14 protein-coding genes are annotated in these 13,922 nt (G+C 63.0%); 12 read left to right on the top strand and 2 right to left on the bottom strand.

Annotated features, from left to right (window positions below):
- Positions 1-69: 69 nt before the first annotated feature.
- Positions 70-717 (top strand): biliverdin-producing heme oxygenase, encoded by a 648-nt coding sequence (locus HMPREF2785_RS08450; protein WP_070614939.1) that lies wholly within the window; start codon positions 70-72, stop codon positions 715-717.
- Between the two features lie 11 nt (positions 718-728).
- On the opposite strand, the gene HMPREF2785_RS08445 is transcribed toward HMPREF2785_RS08450, so the two are convergent.
- On the bottom strand, positions 729-1,157 hold the full coding sequence (locus tag HMPREF2785_RS08445) for a hypothetical protein (protein WP_070570903.1): 429 nt from the start codon (positions 1,155-1,157) through the stop codon (positions 729-731).
- Between the two features lie 92 nt (positions 1,158-1,249).
- On the opposite strand from HMPREF2785_RS08445, the gene HMPREF2785_RS08440 reads away from it, so the two are divergent.
- The 7 genes from HMPREF2785_RS08440 (at position 1,250) to HMPREF2785_RS08410 (ending at position 8,120) form a co-directional block, all read left to right on the top strand.
- Positions 1,250-3,184, top strand: a complete 1,935-nt coding sequence (locus tag HMPREF2785_RS08440) for an HtaA domain-containing protein (protein WP_070421263.1) — start codon at positions 1,250-1,252, stop codon at positions 3,182-3,184.
- Positions 3,185-3,209: 25 nt separating this feature from the next.
- Positions 3,210-4,277, top strand: coding sequence for a heme/hemin ABC transporter substrate-binding protein (locus tag HMPREF2785_RS08435; protein WP_070482637.1), 1,068 nt, complete (start codon positions 3,210-3,212; stop codon positions 4,275-4,277).
- On the top strand, positions 4,274-5,317 hold the full coding sequence (locus HMPREF2785_RS08430) for a FecCD family ABC transporter permease (RefSeq protein ID WP_070614900.1): 1,044 nt from the start codon (positions 4,274-4,276) through the stop codon (positions 5,315-5,317). The genes HMPREF2785_RS08435 and HMPREF2785_RS08430 overlap by 4 nt, the downstream gene beginning before the upstream one ends.
- Positions 5,314-6,117, top strand: a complete 804-nt coding sequence (locus tag HMPREF2785_RS08425; protein WP_070421266.1) for a heme ABC transporter ATP-binding protein — start codon at positions 5,314-5,316, stop codon at positions 6,115-6,117. Before HMPREF2785_RS08430 ends, HMPREF2785_RS08425 begins: the two co-directional genes overlap by 4 nt.
- Before the next feature lie 92 nt (positions 6,118-6,209).
- On the top strand, positions 6,210-7,025 hold the full coding sequence (locus HMPREF2785_RS08420) for an HtaA domain-containing protein (protein ID WP_070614898.1): 816 nt from the start codon (positions 6,210-6,212) through the stop codon (positions 7,023-7,025).
- 5 nt (positions 7,026-7,030) lie between these two features.
- Positions 7,031-7,294, top strand: a complete 264-nt coding sequence (locus HMPREF2785_RS08415) for a hypothetical protein (RefSeq protein ID WP_070482633.1) — start codon at positions 7,031-7,033, stop codon at positions 7,292-7,294.
- A gap of 64 nt (positions 7,295-7,358) precedes the next feature.
- On the top strand, positions 7,359-8,120 hold the full coding sequence (locus HMPREF2785_RS08410) for an HtaA domain-containing protein (protein ID WP_070421269.1): 762 nt from the start codon (positions 7,359-7,361) through the stop codon (positions 8,118-8,120).
- On the opposite strand, the gene ppk2 is transcribed toward HMPREF2785_RS08410, so the two are convergent.
- Complete coding sequence (gene ppk2 / locus HMPREF2785_RS08405; protein ID WP_070421270.1) at positions 8,121-8,972, bottom strand: polyphosphate kinase 2; 852 nt, start codon at positions 8,970-8,972, stop codon at positions 8,121-8,123. It lies immediately after the preceding gene.
- Positions 8,973-9,128: 156 nt separating this feature from the next.
- Here ppk2 and HMPREF2785_RS08400 point away from each other — a divergent pair, with 156 nt between their 5' ends.
- Genes HMPREF2785_RS08400 through HMPREF2785_RS08385 form a run of 4 tightly spaced genes read left to right on the top strand, consistent with a single transcriptional unit; the run spans position 9,129 to position 13,894 of the window.
- Entirely contained in the window at positions 9,129-9,770 is a 642-nt protein-coding gene (locus HMPREF2785_RS08400) for a GntR family transcriptional regulator (protein WP_070421271.1), read from the top strand.
- Between the two features lie 55 nt (positions 9,771-9,825).
- Positions 9,826-10,581, top strand: a complete 756-nt coding sequence (locus HMPREF2785_RS08395) for a LamB/YcsF family protein (RefSeq protein ID WP_070614896.1) — start codon at positions 9,826-9,828, stop codon at positions 10,579-10,581.
- Entirely contained in the window at positions 10,578-12,125 is a 1,548-nt protein-coding gene (locus tag HMPREF2785_RS08390) for a 5-oxoprolinase subunit B/C family protein (RefSeq protein ID WP_070614893.1), read from the top strand. Before HMPREF2785_RS08395 ends, HMPREF2785_RS08390 begins: the two co-directional genes overlap by 4 nt.
- Before the next feature lie 29 nt (positions 12,126-12,154).
- A complete protein-coding gene (locus HMPREF2785_RS08385) occupies positions 12,155-13,894 on the top strand; it encodes an acetyl/propionyl/methylcrotonyl-CoA carboxylase subunit alpha (RefSeq protein WP_070614892.1) in 1,740 nt (579 codons plus the stop codon).
- Positions 13,895-13,922 lie beyond the last annotated feature (28 nt).

The raw sequence follows: 13,922 nt of genomic DNA, 5'->3' as shown, positions 1-13,922 counted from the left end.
TACCTATATTCTCAATCTGCAACTAAGGGTAACCTACCCTTCATTCCTAGATTGGAGAAGCAGATGACCATGGCCGCCCCCACTGACCAGCGACTGTCGGCCGCACTCAAAGACCAGACTGCCACTGCGCACTCCAGCGCCGAGAATACCCCCTTCATGTCGAGCCTTGGAAAAGGCGAGCTGGACCGGGCAGCCGTAGCAGAGCTGACAGTGCAGTACTTCCACATCTATTCGGCACTCGAAGATGCGGTGCGCCGCGCCGCTTCCCACCCCGCGGTGGCGCAGATCGCCGACGAGCGCCTCGAGCGCGTGCCCGCCCTCGAAGCCGATCTCACCGCCATGCTCGGTGCCGACTGGAAGGAAACCACCGCCCCACTCGATGCCACGAGGCGCTACGTTGCCGAACTCGAGGCGCTCACCCCGGACTCCGGCCCGGAAGTCATCGCCCACCACTACGTGCGCTACCTCGGCGACATTGCCGGCGGACAGGTGCTCGCACGCGTGTTCCAGAATGCGTACGCGCTGCCCGACGAGGCATTGCACTTCTACAACTTCTCCGCGGTAGGCAAGATCCCACACTACCGCGCGCACTACAAGGAGACGCTCGACGCGATGCAGCTTAACGACGAAGAGCGCGCACGAATCATCTCCACCGCCCAGCACGTTTTCGCCCTGAACCAGGCAGTGTTCCAGGACCTTTCGACCCACGCCGGCTAGGCCGAGGCTCCTTAACGCCTGTCAACGTAAGCGATCGCACCCCAGATCGCCCCAGCCGCCACGAACGCAGTGAGCACTCCGCCGGTGAGCGTGAACTGCGCAGGCACCAGAAACAGCACTAGCACTGCCAAGCAAACAATCAACCCCCAAGCCACCGCGAGGACGATCCCCGCGCGTTTGCCCAGTCGAGCACCGGCATCGCGGCCCTTATGCGAGGGCAGTGACGAAAGCCCGAGAACCGCAGCCACCAACGCCACGCTCGCAGGGAACGCCACCCAGATGCTTCCGGTACCCGCCCCAAACGCGATCACACCTGTGATCAAGGCGATCAGGGCGCGCTCCCAGGTGACGAAGTGCACAGCGCCGCCTTCATATGTGCGCGGCAATCGCACACCGACAGGTCGAATGAGTTTGGTAGCAGGTCCCGTCTGTTGCGCCATCACGACAACCCCTTTCAACATTATGCAAACCTAACCTTACTTAGGTAAGGTTAGCCTACCTACTTTTTGCTATTTCGCACCTCGAGGCAACCATGAATGTTCGCACCCACCTCGGCGCAGTCGCTTGCGCGAGTCTGATCGGCTTTACCGCCACCATGTTCGGCGCCGCGCCTGCGCTTCTTCCTCTCGCGGCGGCCGAAGAGTCTGCCAGCACACACCGCAGTGTCTCAGCGGGAACCATGCAATGGGGGGTGCGCGAATCGTTCAGAAAATACATCGAAGGTCCCATAGCCCACGGCAGCATTTCGGTCGGTGGCGGCGCACAGCGCTCAGGCGACGGTTTCACGTTCGACGCCAAATCCTCGGCACTGACTTCAGCCTCGGCCGGCGAAATCAGCTTCCAGGGTGAGGTCCATTTCACCGGGCACAACGGCGCGCTTGATATGACGCTGCGCAACCCCACAGTGGTGGTCAATGGCGCTCAAGCCGAACTGCGGGTGGATTACGCTTCACGGAAGTACGAGGGCATGAACTCGACCGGCCCGGTGCGCGAAGGCACCCAAGAGCTGCTCGCCACCATCGCGCTCAACGCCGCCCCGGATTTCTCCGCACAAACAACGACCATCGCAGGCCCCACCTCCCTCACCACAACCGGTGCGGAGATCTTCGGTGGCTTCTACGAGGTGGGCGCTCCACTCGACCCGGTCACAATTGAGCTATCGCTTAACGACGCCTCCGGCCCCGCCCCACAGCCCAAAGAGGGCGGCGGCACCTCCGGCGCAAAGAGATCGGGCGCCACCTCCGGCCCGGCCCGCCTCCTCGGCGAGATCAACGACACCCTGGAAGAACTCAACGCGATGTTCGCCAACACTGAGACACTGCTGCGCAGCGGTGAGTCACTGCATCGCCGGGTACTTCCGACGCAGGAAGGCACGAGCCCTGCACCAGCGGCCAACAGCGGCGCCCCCACGTCCAATGCCCCCCGAACGGGAGGAACCTCCAACGCAACGAACAGTCCAGCGAACGTCAACCCTGGCTCCGTCCCCGCGACACCAGCCGGCGCGCCGAAGGTGAGTGGCGGCACGAACACCGGTAATGCAGCAAAACCCACTGGTGCGGCACCTGCGGGTGGCGCCAGCGACAGCGGGATCTGTGACTCGAGCGCGTCTCGCGGGATTGTCAGTTCCGAGGCCCAGTGGGGCATTCGCCAATCTTTCCGCACGTACATCCGCGGCAACATCGCGAAAGGACGCTGGGAACTCAAAGGCGTCGGCGACGACGGCAACGCGTTCACGTTCTCCGGCAATTCCGGCGCGGTGGACACTGCCGCACGCTCCGGTTCCATCCTCTACCCCGGCACCATCCACTTCACCGGCCACGAAGGGGTGTTAGACACCCGCTTTTCCAATATGGAGATCCAGTTCAGTGGCGATTCGGGCCAAATCGTCATCAATGTTTCGTCGAATAGCACTGATGGCAAGGCGAATGATTTCGGCCGCATCGCGATCGCCAACTTATCCTTCAGCGAGCTGAGCGTTTCCGATTCCGCGGTGTCCGGCTCCGCGCAGGCGACGCTCACCCAAGTCGGCGCGGAGGCGTTCGGCCAGTTCTACCCCGCTGGGGCCCCACTCGACCCAGTGAGTTTCAGCGCTCGCCTCGGCAACACGGCGAACTGCCGCGAGGGGCAGGGTGGGGCCTCCTCGGAGTCGTCGACAGGCAAAGGCGGAACCGCAGGTGACGCTGCGGCGCTGAAGCGCGGCGGCACGGCAGGAGCCCAAGCGAAGCTGAACTCAGGGACGACCCCCGAAAACGCAAAAGGCAGCGTGTTCGACGAGGTAGAAGGTACAGATGCCGTGGAATCCGCCAAACAGCCCGAAGGCGGAAAGTTCCAGATCAAAAACTCCGCGGCAGGCGACGGCGCCGGCAGCGGAGGCTGGGACGACTCAACGGTGGCCAAACTCCTGCTTCTGGTGGCCTCGCTGCTCGGCGCCGGTGGCGCGCTGACCAGGTTTATTGCGACCGGATAAAACCGGATAGAAAAGGAAACTCTCAATGAAGCTTTGGAAAACACCCCTCGTCTGCGCGGTCGCGGCGGCCGTGGGTCTGTCGCTTGGAGGTTGCGCCAGCTGGGACAACCCCGTGCAAACCGAACAAAAGGCGCTTTCGCAGTCGCTCGCAACCGGAGCCGACCCGCACCAGGCTGAGGGCGTCGCGATGGTATCGGAGATTTCCGAGGTAGAACCCGTCGAAGCGGAGCGCGAAACTGCGCTGCCCGTCGAACTCACTGACGCCGACGGCCACGACGTCACGGTTACCGACACCTCCCGCATCCTCGCGCTCGACCTCTACGGCACCTACACAAAGACGCTCCGCGGTATCGGGTTGGCGGACAACATTGTCGGTCGCACGGTCAGCTCCGCGGAACCCTCGCTTTCTGACCTTCCCGTGGTCACCGAAAACGGTCACTCACTAAACGTGGAGGCAATACTGAACTTGCGCCCGACGTTGGTCATCGTGGATCACTCCGTCGGTCCGAGCGAGGCCATCGACCAAATCCGCGCGGCGGGCGTGACCACCGTCGTCATGGAGCCGAAACGGACCATGGCATCAATGGGAGAGGACATCATGAACGTGGCCTCCGTCGTCGGGGAGCCAGAAGCGGGCAAACTCCTCGCGGAACGAAGTGAAAAAGAGGTGCAGCAAGCTCTCGAAGCGATCAAACAGGTCGTCCCGAAACAGCCGCTGCGCATGTCATTCCTGTACGCGCGCGGGACCGGCGGCGTGTTCTACCTGCTCGGCGGCGAAGACGGCACCAAGGACCTCATCGAGGCGCTCGGCGGCGTCGACGTGAACACTGAAAACGGCATCGGCAACGCTTCCCCCGCCAGCCCCGAAGCGCTCGCCCAGGTCAATCCGGAGGTGTTCGTCATGATGAACGGCGGGCTGCAATCCACCGGCGATATCGAGGGCCTGCTTCAACGACCCGGTGTCGCACAGACGACCGCCGGCCAGCACAAGCGCGTGCTTTCACTTCCCGACGGCGACTCGCTTGCGTTCGGCCCCCAAACCGGGGAACTTCTGCTGCGCGCAGCCCACGCCCTGTACGGGGAGGGGCAGTGACATCTTCCGCCGAGGTGTTTCACGCCCGCCGCCGCGGCCGTGTGGCGCTGTTCACGACCGTCAGTGTGCTGCTGGTGGCGACAGCCATCGGCTCGATCATGGTTGGACAGTTCGAGCTTTCGGTCCGTGAGCTGTGGCCGATTCTCCAGGCCGGCCCGCTGTCTGCAACCTCTCTGGAAGCGTCCGTGATCTGGCAGATCCGACTCCCCCGCCTGATGCTCGGTCTGTTCGTCGGTGCCGCGCTGGGCGTCAGCGGGGCGCTCATGCAGGCAGTCTTCGCCAACCCGCTCGCGGAGCCGAGCGTGATCGGCGTGAGCACCGGCGCGGGCGTCGGGGCCGCCGTCGCGCTCGTCTTCGGGCTCACCACTTTCGGCACGATGACGGTGCCCGTCCTTGCCTTTATATCTGGGACCCTTGCAACCGCGGTGGTGTACTTCCTCTCACGAGTCGGCGGCAAGGTTCGCGTGCTCAACCTGATCTTGGTGGGTATCGCGGCCAACGCTATCTGCGGTGCCATTATTTCAGTGCTCACTTTTATGGCCCCCACGACCGCGCGAGAGCAAATCATCTTTTGGCAGATGGGCACTCTCTCGGGCGCGAACTGGGCGCAAACGGGCGCAGTGACAGGCGTGGTCATCGTGTCACTGACGCTGGCGATACTGTTAGGCAGCAAGTTCGACCTTCTCGCACTCGGCGACCAGGCCGCCTACCACGTCGGGCTCAATGTCACACGCCTGCGAATGGCGGCGATCGTGTTGTCGACGCTGCTCACCGCTGCCGCTGTCTCGTTTGCGGGACTGATCGGGTTTGTGGGTCTTGTGGTGCCGCACATCGTGCGCACTGCAGTAGGCCCTTCCAATAAGGTGCTGCTCCCCGCTTCAGCTCTCGGTGGGGCACTTTTGATCGGTGCCGGCGACATTCTCGCCCGCACAATCATCCCCTTTGCAGACCTACCGATTGGCATATTTACCGCGCTGATCGGTGGGCCAACATTCTTCTTGCTGTTGCGGCAAATGATACGAAAGAACCACCAGATATGAGTGTTACCGCACGTGGCGTCACTGTGCAGAAGCAAAACCGCACTATTCTTAACCAAGTCGACCTGCACGCAACCGCCGGCCAGGTCACCGGGCTTATCGGACCCAACGGAGCCGGAAAGTCGACCCTGCTGTCGGCCTTGGCGGGTGACATTCAGCTCGCGCACGGAGTGGTCGAGGTGGCGGGCAAGGATGCGTCGGAAAGCACAGCCTCCGAACTCGCGCGCACGCGCGCTGTCATGCTCCAAGACGTCAGCGTGGCGTTTTCCTTCCTCGTGCGCGATGTCGTCGAAATGGGCCGCCACCCCTGGGGCCGTGGGCCGGACGATGCGGCGATCGTGGATGCGGCGCTCGACGCGACGGGGATCACCCACCTACAGGACCGCGAGATTGTGACGCTGTCCGGCGGAGAGCGAGCCCGCGCAGCCTTCGCGCGGGTGCTCACGCAGCAAACGCAGGTCGTGCTTCTCGACGAACCAACGGCAGCCATGGACGTTCACTTCCAAGAACAAACGATGGGAGCCGTTCGCGCGCTTGCGCGTCGCGGTGTGACAGTCATCGTCGTGTTGCACGACCTACAGCTCGCGGCGCGATATTGCGACCGCGTCGTGTGCCTTAAGGCGGGCGAGATTACAGCGGCAGGCACCGTTGACGAAGTGTACAACGACGCGATTCTCAGCTCCGTCTACGACTGGCCCATCACCGTGTTGCGAAGCAGTGGGCGGATCCTAGTGGCCCCCGACGAGGCGGGTGAACCCGTCTCCGGACTCTGGTGTCCAGCCCCAGCTCCCCCCACCCCTTGAAAAAGTTAGGGATACCTTGCTAAGGTTAGCCTACCCTATCCCACAGGTGCGATGTTACATCCACCACACCAACTCACCGAAAGGCTTCATCAATGTCCCGCACCACCACCCTCGCGGCCATCACCGCCACGGCCATGATTTCGACTGCATTCGCCACCCCCGCTGCCTTCGCGGATGCGCCAACCATCGAGTCGGGAAATGCGCACTGGAACATCAAGGAATCGTTCCTGCGCTACGTGCAATCCCCGTTCGTCGCCAGCACCATCACAACCACGGAAGGCGCGGAGAAGGTGCTTCGCGACGGCAAGCTTGCTGACTTCGCACTTCCGGTCAATGCCGCCGACTCCGCCCTCGATGCCAACGGCAACGGCACCATTGACCTCGACGGCGCCATTTCGATCGAGGGCCATCACGGCGCTATGGACATCAAGATGTCCGACTTCAAGATTGTGGTCAACGGCACGAAGGGCGTCCTGCAGGCGGATTACGTGCGCAAGGGCGCAATGCCGGGCTCTGAGCCCACCACCGCCACCGGAGACGACAAGCCGATCGCAGAGTTCGAGGTCACAGATGCGCTGAAGCCCGGCAAGGACAACAAGTTGTCTGCGACGTTCATCCCGACCAAGCTGACCGAGTTCGGCGTCGACATCTTCGGCTCGAGCTACGAAGTCGGCAAGCCATTGGATGACTCGAAAGTCGCCGTCAACCTCGCATTCAAGGCCCCGAAGAAGGAGCCGAAGCCGACCGACCCGAAGCCGACCGACCCGAAGCCGACCGATGAGGACGGCTCGAGCACCGGCGCAATCGTCGGCATTGTCATGGCGGTTATCGCAGTGCTGGGCGGCCTGGGCTTTGCGGCGACTCAGCCTTCGGTCCAGAAGCTGATTAACCAGTTCATGGGCAAGTAGCGTCCATGTGCAAGGCGCGATTGTCCACCGCGGTGGCGGTGGCGCTATTGCTTTGCTCCCCCGCCGTCGCCGAAGGCCAAACTGCGGAGGAAGACACTTTCACGGAGATTTCCTCGACAGACGACGGCTCGCCGGCTACGCAAGCCACGCGGGCAATCGCACTGGCGATGGCTTTCACCGGTTTAGGGTTCGCGCTCAGCGCCCTCATACAGGGGGCCGCGTCAATCCTCGGCATCAAGCCTCCACAACTGCCCCAACTGGTGCGTTAAACACTGCCTCAAGAGCCCCGTCGTCCGGCGGGGCCCTCATTTGATTCGAAAAGGATTCGCCTCAATGCTCATCTCCCGAAACGCCGCTGCGGCGGGGTTCTCCGCGCTTATATTCGCCACTGCGCTGGCAATTCCTGCCGCCGCCGAAAGCTCCTCTGCTGAGCCCGCCGAGGTTGGCGGCGAATTTGTGTGGCCCATTTCCACCGGTTTTCTGAATCAGGCCGTCATTAAAGGTCAAGGTCGCGTGCTCACAGGCGGGGGCGCGACGTGGAACCAGGAAGCGCTTGAATTCTCCTTCCCGGTCACCTCCGCGACGCGGACCGGAAAGACGTGGACATTCGCGCTCGACGGCTCAGCGCAGGTACAGGGATACAAGAATGCGGGTGGCTACGACGGCTGGGCCGTAGATGTAAAATACTCGGACCTCAAGCTGAAGGTGGAGGGAAAAAACGCCACTTTGTACGGCGATTACCTCCTCGCCGGGGTCGCGAACAAGACGTACAAGCCAGTCGGCGCCAAGGGGGACGACGAGCCGCTGGTCACCTTCACACTCGGCAGCGAGATCACCCCGCCGAAACGAGTGACAGAGCACAACCGGACAACGGTGTCGGATACCGGCATGGAGAAGTCCCTCAGGCACTACCCGAAGGGCACGTTGCTAAAAGACTCTGAAGTGGATCTCAACGTGACATTCGGGGCGACTGCTCTCAGCCCTGGGGCGATCGCGGGCATCGCCGTGGGCGTGCTCGCCGTACTTGGCGGTCTCGCCTACGCATCAACCCTTACCCCGGTCCGGGCGCTCCTTGCGCAGTGGCTGCCCCGGTAACTACTTTCTCTTTTTCTTCTTGCTGCCCTTGCCCACTTTGCGCTTCTCCAACTTGGCGGCGACATCGGGCACGTAGCGGAACTCGTCGCGAGGCGGACGCTCATAGTCCGTGATCGCCGGACGCTCGGGAATCTCTGGGAGGTCAGGCTCAATATGCTCATACGGAATCGTCGACAGCAAGTGCGAAATGACATTGATGCGAGACCGCTTCTTGTCCTCGCTCTCCACCGTGTACCACGGCGCCGCCGGAATATCGGTGTGGACAAACATCTCGTCCTTCGCGCGGGAGTACTCCTCCCACTTCGTAATGGACTCCAGATCCATCGGCGAAAGCTTCCACTGACGCAACGGATCCTCACGACGGGACTGGAAACGCTTGTACTGCTCCTCATCCGAAACGGAGAACCAGTACTTGCGCAGCATGATGCCGTCCTCAACCAGCAGGCGCTCAAAGATCGGCACCTGGTGCAGGAAGCGGCGGTACTCCTCAGAGGTGGCAAAGCCCATCACGCGCTCGACGCCGGCACGGTTGTACCAGGAACGGTCAAAGATGACGATCTCGCCTGCCGTCGGCAGCTTCTCCACATAGCGCTGGAAGTACCACTGACCCGCCTCGCGGTCCGTCGGCTTCGGCAGCGCCTCCACACGGCACTGACGCGGGTTGAGGTACTGGGTGATGCGCTTAATTGCGGAGCCCTTGCCCGCAGCGTCACGCCCCTCCATAATGATCACAACACGCTCGCCGTTTTCGACGACCCACTGCTGCATCGCAACCAACTCAGCCTGGAGGCGCAGCAACTCCTGCTCATAGGCATCACGGGACAACTTCGGCGGCTTTTTAGCTTGGCTCATAGGTATAACCGTACTCACAGACAAAAACGACACAACAATTATCTCGCGAGGGAAGACATTGTTGAACAATCTATGGGCTATACTTCTCCCGAAACCTTTTCAATACCGTACCGGGTCACTCAAAAAGTCCCGGTAACGCTGACCTAAACGGATGCCATGCTTGCACATAACGTTTCCGCCGAAGTTCGCAGAGCGATTTCGCGCGGTGAGTTTATCCCCGGACAGAAGCTCAACGAGGTGGCCCTCGCTGACCGCTTCGGGGTATCTCGCAATACGCTGCGCGAAGCCTTCGCAATGTTGACCGCTGAAGGCCTGGTCGAGCGCATCCCCAACCGCGGTGTGTTCCTCGCGACCCCAACAGCGGAATTCATCACCGACACCTTCCGCGCACGTGCAGCAATCGAACCTGCTGCACTGCTATGGGGCACCGACCTGGACGTCGACCGCCTCGAGGAGCTCAACGCCGAAGGCCGCACCGCAATTGAGGAACAGGACGACGACCTGTTCATCGCTGTGAACCAGGCATTCCACCACGTCGTACTGTCCTCGATGGGTTCAAAGACCCTCGGCGACACCATGGACCAGCTCGACGCCTTCCTCCGCCTGGCCACCCTCCCGATTCTGGAGAAGGATCCCTCATTCAACCGCCGTTTCATCGGCATTAATGAGCACATCGTGGAGCTGCTGCGTGCCGACGATCGCCAGGGCGCATCCGACTACCTCCAGCACCAACTGATTGAGCTAAGCACCGAAATCATCGAGATGATCGAGAAGATCAACAGCGGGCAGCTCATCTAGCCCCGCACCCCCCTTATGTTCGGGGTCACACTCGAACAGCGGTATAACTGGGGTCATGCATATCGACCTCAACGCCGACCTCGGTGAAACGACTGCGGGCAACCCGGTCGCAGACGATGCGGCGATGCTGCAGATGGTCTCCAGCGCAAACGTTGCGACCGGCTTCCACGCTGGAGACCCCCACTCCATAGCCGGAACGCTCAAAGACGCCGCAGCACATAACGTCACACTCGGCGCACACGTGGCCTACAACGACCCCGTCGGTTTCGGCCGCCGATTCATGGACTACACCCCGGCCGAACTCGCCGACGAAACCCTCTACCAAATCGGCGCCCTCGACGCGCTTGCCCGCGTTCACGGCATGCGCGTGCGCTACGTCAAACCACACGGCGCGCTGTACAACACCATCGTCCACCACGAGGCCCACGCCAAAGCCGTCATCGACGGCATCAAAGCTTTCAGCCCCGACCTGGCCGTCATGCTGCTGCCAGGTGGTGTTGCAGTCGACATCGCAGAAAAAGCCGGCATGCGCGTCATCCGCGAAGCGTTCGCCGACCGCGGCTACAACCCCGACGGCACGCTGGTATCGCGCCGCGAACCCAACGCCGTCCTGCACGACCCAGCCGCCGTCGCAGAACGCGTTCTCCAGGTCGCCTCCACCGGCTCCGTCACAGCCATCGACGGCACCGAAGTCAAAGTGCAGGCCGAATCCGTCTGCGTACACGGCGACTCCCCGGGCTCGGTCGAGCTGACACGCAGTGTCGTCGCCAAGCTTCACGACGAAAACATCACGATCGCGAGCGTCCTATGACCCTCAGCATCAAACGGGTCGGCACCCGCGGCCTCATCGTCGATCTGCCCGACCTGGCCACGGTGATGAACTACTACGCCGCACTCACGGCAAGCCCGCTCGACCACCAAACCGACGTCGTTGCAGCCGCACGCACCGTACTGCTTACCTTCGACTCGCCCACCGCGACCACCAAGGCAATCGACACGCTGCAGACCTACAGTCCCGCAGCCGCCAAACACACCGAACCGCGCGACATCGCCATCGACGTGCTCTACAACGGCCAAGACCTCGCCCCGCTGGCCGAATCGCTCGGCATGGCTACCCACGAACTCATCGACTGGCACACCTCCACCACCTGGGTCGCAGCCTTCGGCGGATTCGCCCCAGGCTTCACCTACTGCGTGCCCGAAGACGCCACCCGCGCCCTGAGCATCCCACGCCGCGACACCCCACGCACCGCCGTGCCCGCCGGCGCCGTGGCACTAGCAGGCGAATTCTCCGCCGTCTACCCACGGACCTCCCCCGGCGGCTGGCAGCTCATCGGCACCACCAACACTCCAATGTGGGACTCAACCGCCACCCCGCCCGCCCTCGTCGCCCCCGGCGACCGTGTGCACTACAGAGCAGTCGACGCACTTAACGACGACACCACCCTCGCCCGCCACCACCTCGCCACCCCACCACGCCGCCCCGTCTTCACACTCGACGACGCCGGGCTGCAAACCCTCTACCAAGACCTCGGCCGCCAAGGCAACGGCAACCTCGGCGTGACCACCTCCGGCTCCGCCGACCGCGCCTCCGCACGCACCGCCAACGCAGCCGTAGGCAACAAACGAAACGCCACCCTGCTCGAAAACATCGGCGGGCTCACCATGACCGCACTGACCGAAACCGTCATCTGCGTCACCGGTGCCGACACGGACGTCACCGTCGGCGGAAGGCCCGTACTGCTGGCAACGCCGACGATTGTCCCGGCGGGTGCGGAGGTCGTCGTCAAGCAAGCGCGCCTCGGGTTCCGCACCTACATCGCCGTACGTGGCGGACTCATCGCCGACACCGAACTCAACTCCGCCGCAACCGACATGCTCTCCGGCCTCGGACCCAAACCACTCCAAAGCGGCGACACCATCGCCATGTCCCTAGCCAAACCACAATCCGCCAACTCACTACTCACCAACCCCCTGCGTGTCGAACGCGACGGAGCAGACGTCGTCGGGACCGTACGCTGCGTCCTCGGCCCCCGCGACGACTGGTTCAGCAACGACGCCGTCGAACGCTTCTTCAACACCACATTCACCGTCACCGCCGACTCCAACCGCGTCGGCCTCCGACTCGAATCCGACGTCCCCCTCACACGCGAACGCGAAGGCGAACTCCCCAGCGAAGGCATGGTCGCAGGCTCCATCCAAATCCCACCCTCCGGCCAACCCGTCTTGTTCCTCCGCGACCACGCCGTCACCGGCGGATACCCCGTCATGGCAACCGTGATCAACGAAGACGTCGACATCGCCGCCCAACTCCCACCCGGCGCCAAACTCCGCTTCGAACGCTTTTCCCTCTAACGCACTTACGCCCCAGTTAGGACCCTGTAATGACTCTGAACGCAGTACTCATCGCCAACCGCGGCGAAATCGCCGTACGCATCGCACGCACCGCACGCGACCTCGGCATCCGCTCCATCGCCGTCTACTCCGAACCCGACACCGGGGCACTCCACACCCAAGTCGCCGACGAGGCCTACCTCCTACCCGGCAAAACCTCCGCCGAGACTTACATGAACATCCCGGCACTCATCGAAATCGCCCACCGCGCCGGCGCCGACTGCCTCCACCCCGGCTACGGATTCCTCTCCGAAAACGCCGACTTTGCCCGCACCGTCGAACAAGCTGGCCTCACCTGGATCGGCCCATCCCCCGACGCCATCGAACTGCTCGGTGACAAACTCTCCGCCCGCGCGCTTGCCGTCGAAGCCAACGCCCCACTCGCCCCCGGCACCGGCGAACCACTGGAAACGTGGGAGGAAGCGCGCGACTTCGCCGAAGAACACGGCATGCCAATCGCCATCAAGGCTGCATTCGGCGGCGGCGGTCGCGGCTTGAAAGTTGTCTTCGACGAAGCCGACATCGAAGAGGGCTTCGCCTCCGCCGGACGTGAGGCACGCGAAGCGTTCGGCCGCGGCGAATGCTACGTGGAAAAGTTCCTCACCCACCCACGCCACGTCGAAGCGCAAGTGCTTGCCGACGCCCACGGCAACGTCGCCGTACTTGCCACCCGCGACTGCTCCACCCAGCGCCGCTTCCAAAAACTCATCGAAGAAGCCCCCGCGCCATTCCTTACCGACGAGCAACGCAACGCCATCGAAGAAGGCGCACGCGAGATCATCCGCAAGGCCAACTACCAGTCCGCCGGCACCGTCGAATACATCGTCTCCGAGGACGGCACCGTGTCGTTTTTGGAGGTCAACACGCGCGTGCAGGTCGAGCACCCCGTCACCGAGGCCGTCACGGGCGTGGACATCATCGCCGAGCAGTTCCGCATCGCCGACGGGCTGCCGCTGTCGTTCGTCTCCGGGGACTCGGTCGACCCACAGATCAACGGCCACGCCTTCGAATTCCGCATCAACGCGGAGGACGTCACCAACGGCTTCGCCCCGTCGCCGGGCACCGTGACGCGTTTCGACGCCCCCACCGGCCCCGGCGTACGCGTCGACACCGGCGTAATCACCGGCGGGCAGATCCCGCCCTACTACGACTCACTGATGGGCAAACTCATCATCTGGGGCCCGGACCGCGCCACCGCCCTGCGCCGCGCCGAGCAGTCTCTGTCCGAGTTCACCATCGAAGGCGTACGCACCGTCATCCCGTTCCATCGCGACATGGTCGTCGCCCCCGAGCTGACCGGTGACACCCTGGACGTTTACACCGACTGGGTGGATCACAACTACTCGCCGTCGCAGCGACACAACAACGTGGACATCGAGCACATTTACGACGAGCGCCGCAACGTGATCGTTGAAATCGACGGCAAACTCCACACCATCGGCTTCCCCGTCGCCCTCCTCGGCACCGGCGGTGGCGCTGGCACGCCGACTGAAGCCTCCGCTGCACCCGCCGGCGACGCCGCAGGAGCTGTCACCACAAAGTACGAAGCCACCATCGTGGAGTGGCTCGTAGCTGACGGCGACGTCGTTGCCAAAGGCGACCCAATTGCCACGATCGAGGCCATGAAGATGGAATCCCAGATCAAGGCAACCCGCGACGGCCAGATCTCGCTGGCGGCTCAGCAGGGTGAGCGAGTCAAGGCGAACGCCACGATCGCGACTATCTCCTAGCCGAAGAGTTGGTCCATTGCCCCGCGGT

Source organism: Corynebacterium sp. HMSC067D03, from assembly GCF_001811185.1.
Taxonomy (GTDB): Bacteria; Actinomycetota; Actinomycetes; order Mycobacteriales; family Mycobacteriaceae; genus Corynebacterium; species Corynebacterium coyleae.
This window is presented reverse-complemented; position numbering and strand designations above follow the sequence as displayed.

Coding starts and splice junctions, on each gene's coding strand:
- ppk2 (WP_070421270.1), bottom strand. CDS start 8,972: ATGAGCCAAGCTAAAAAGCCGCCGAAGTTGTCCCGTGATGCCTATGAG.
- HMPREF2785_RS08410 (WP_070421269.1), top strand. CDS start 7,359: ATGCTCATCTCCCGAAACGCCGCTGCGGCGGGGTTCTCCGCGCTTATA.
- HMPREF2785_RS08415 (WP_070482633.1), top strand. CDS start 7,031: ATGTGCAAGGCGCGATTGTCCACCGCGGTGGCGGTGGCGCTATTGCTT.
- HMPREF2785_RS08435 (WP_070482637.1), top strand. CDS start 3,210: ATGAAGCTTTGGAAAACACCCCTCGTCTGCGCGGTCGCGGCGGCCGTG.
- HMPREF2785_RS08385 (WP_070614892.1), top strand. CDS start 12,155: ATGACTCTGAACGCAGTACTCATCGCCAACCGCGGCGAAATCGCCGTA.
- HMPREF2785_RS08400 (WP_070421271.1), top strand. CDS start 9,129: ATGCTTGCACATAACGTTTCCGCCGAAGTTCGCAGAGCGATTTCGCGC.
- HMPREF2785_RS08440 (WP_070421263.1), top strand. CDS start 1,250: ATGAATGTTCGCACCCACCTCGGCGCAGTCGCTTGCGCGAGTCTGATC.
- HMPREF2785_RS08420 (WP_070614898.1), top strand. CDS start 6,210: ATGTCCCGCACCACCACCCTCGCGGCCATCACCGCCACGGCCATGATT.
- HMPREF2785_RS08425 (WP_070421266.1), top strand. CDS start 5,314: ATGAGTGTTACCGCACGTGGCGTCACTGTGCAGAAGCAAAACCGCACT.
- HMPREF2785_RS08390 (WP_070614893.1), top strand. CDS start 10,578: ATGACCCTCAGCATCAAACGGGTCGGCACCCGCGGCCTCATCGTCGAT.
- HMPREF2785_RS08395 (WP_070614896.1), top strand. CDS start 9,826: ATGCATATCGACCTCAACGCCGACCTCGGTGAAACGACTGCGGGCAAC.
- HMPREF2785_RS08445 (WP_070570903.1), bottom strand. CDS start 1,157: ATGGCGCAACAGACGGGACCTGCTACCAAACTCATTCGACCTGTCGGT.
- HMPREF2785_RS08450 (WP_070614939.1), top strand. CDS start 70: ATGGCCGCCCCCACTGACCAGCGACTGTCGGCCGCACTCAAAGACCAG.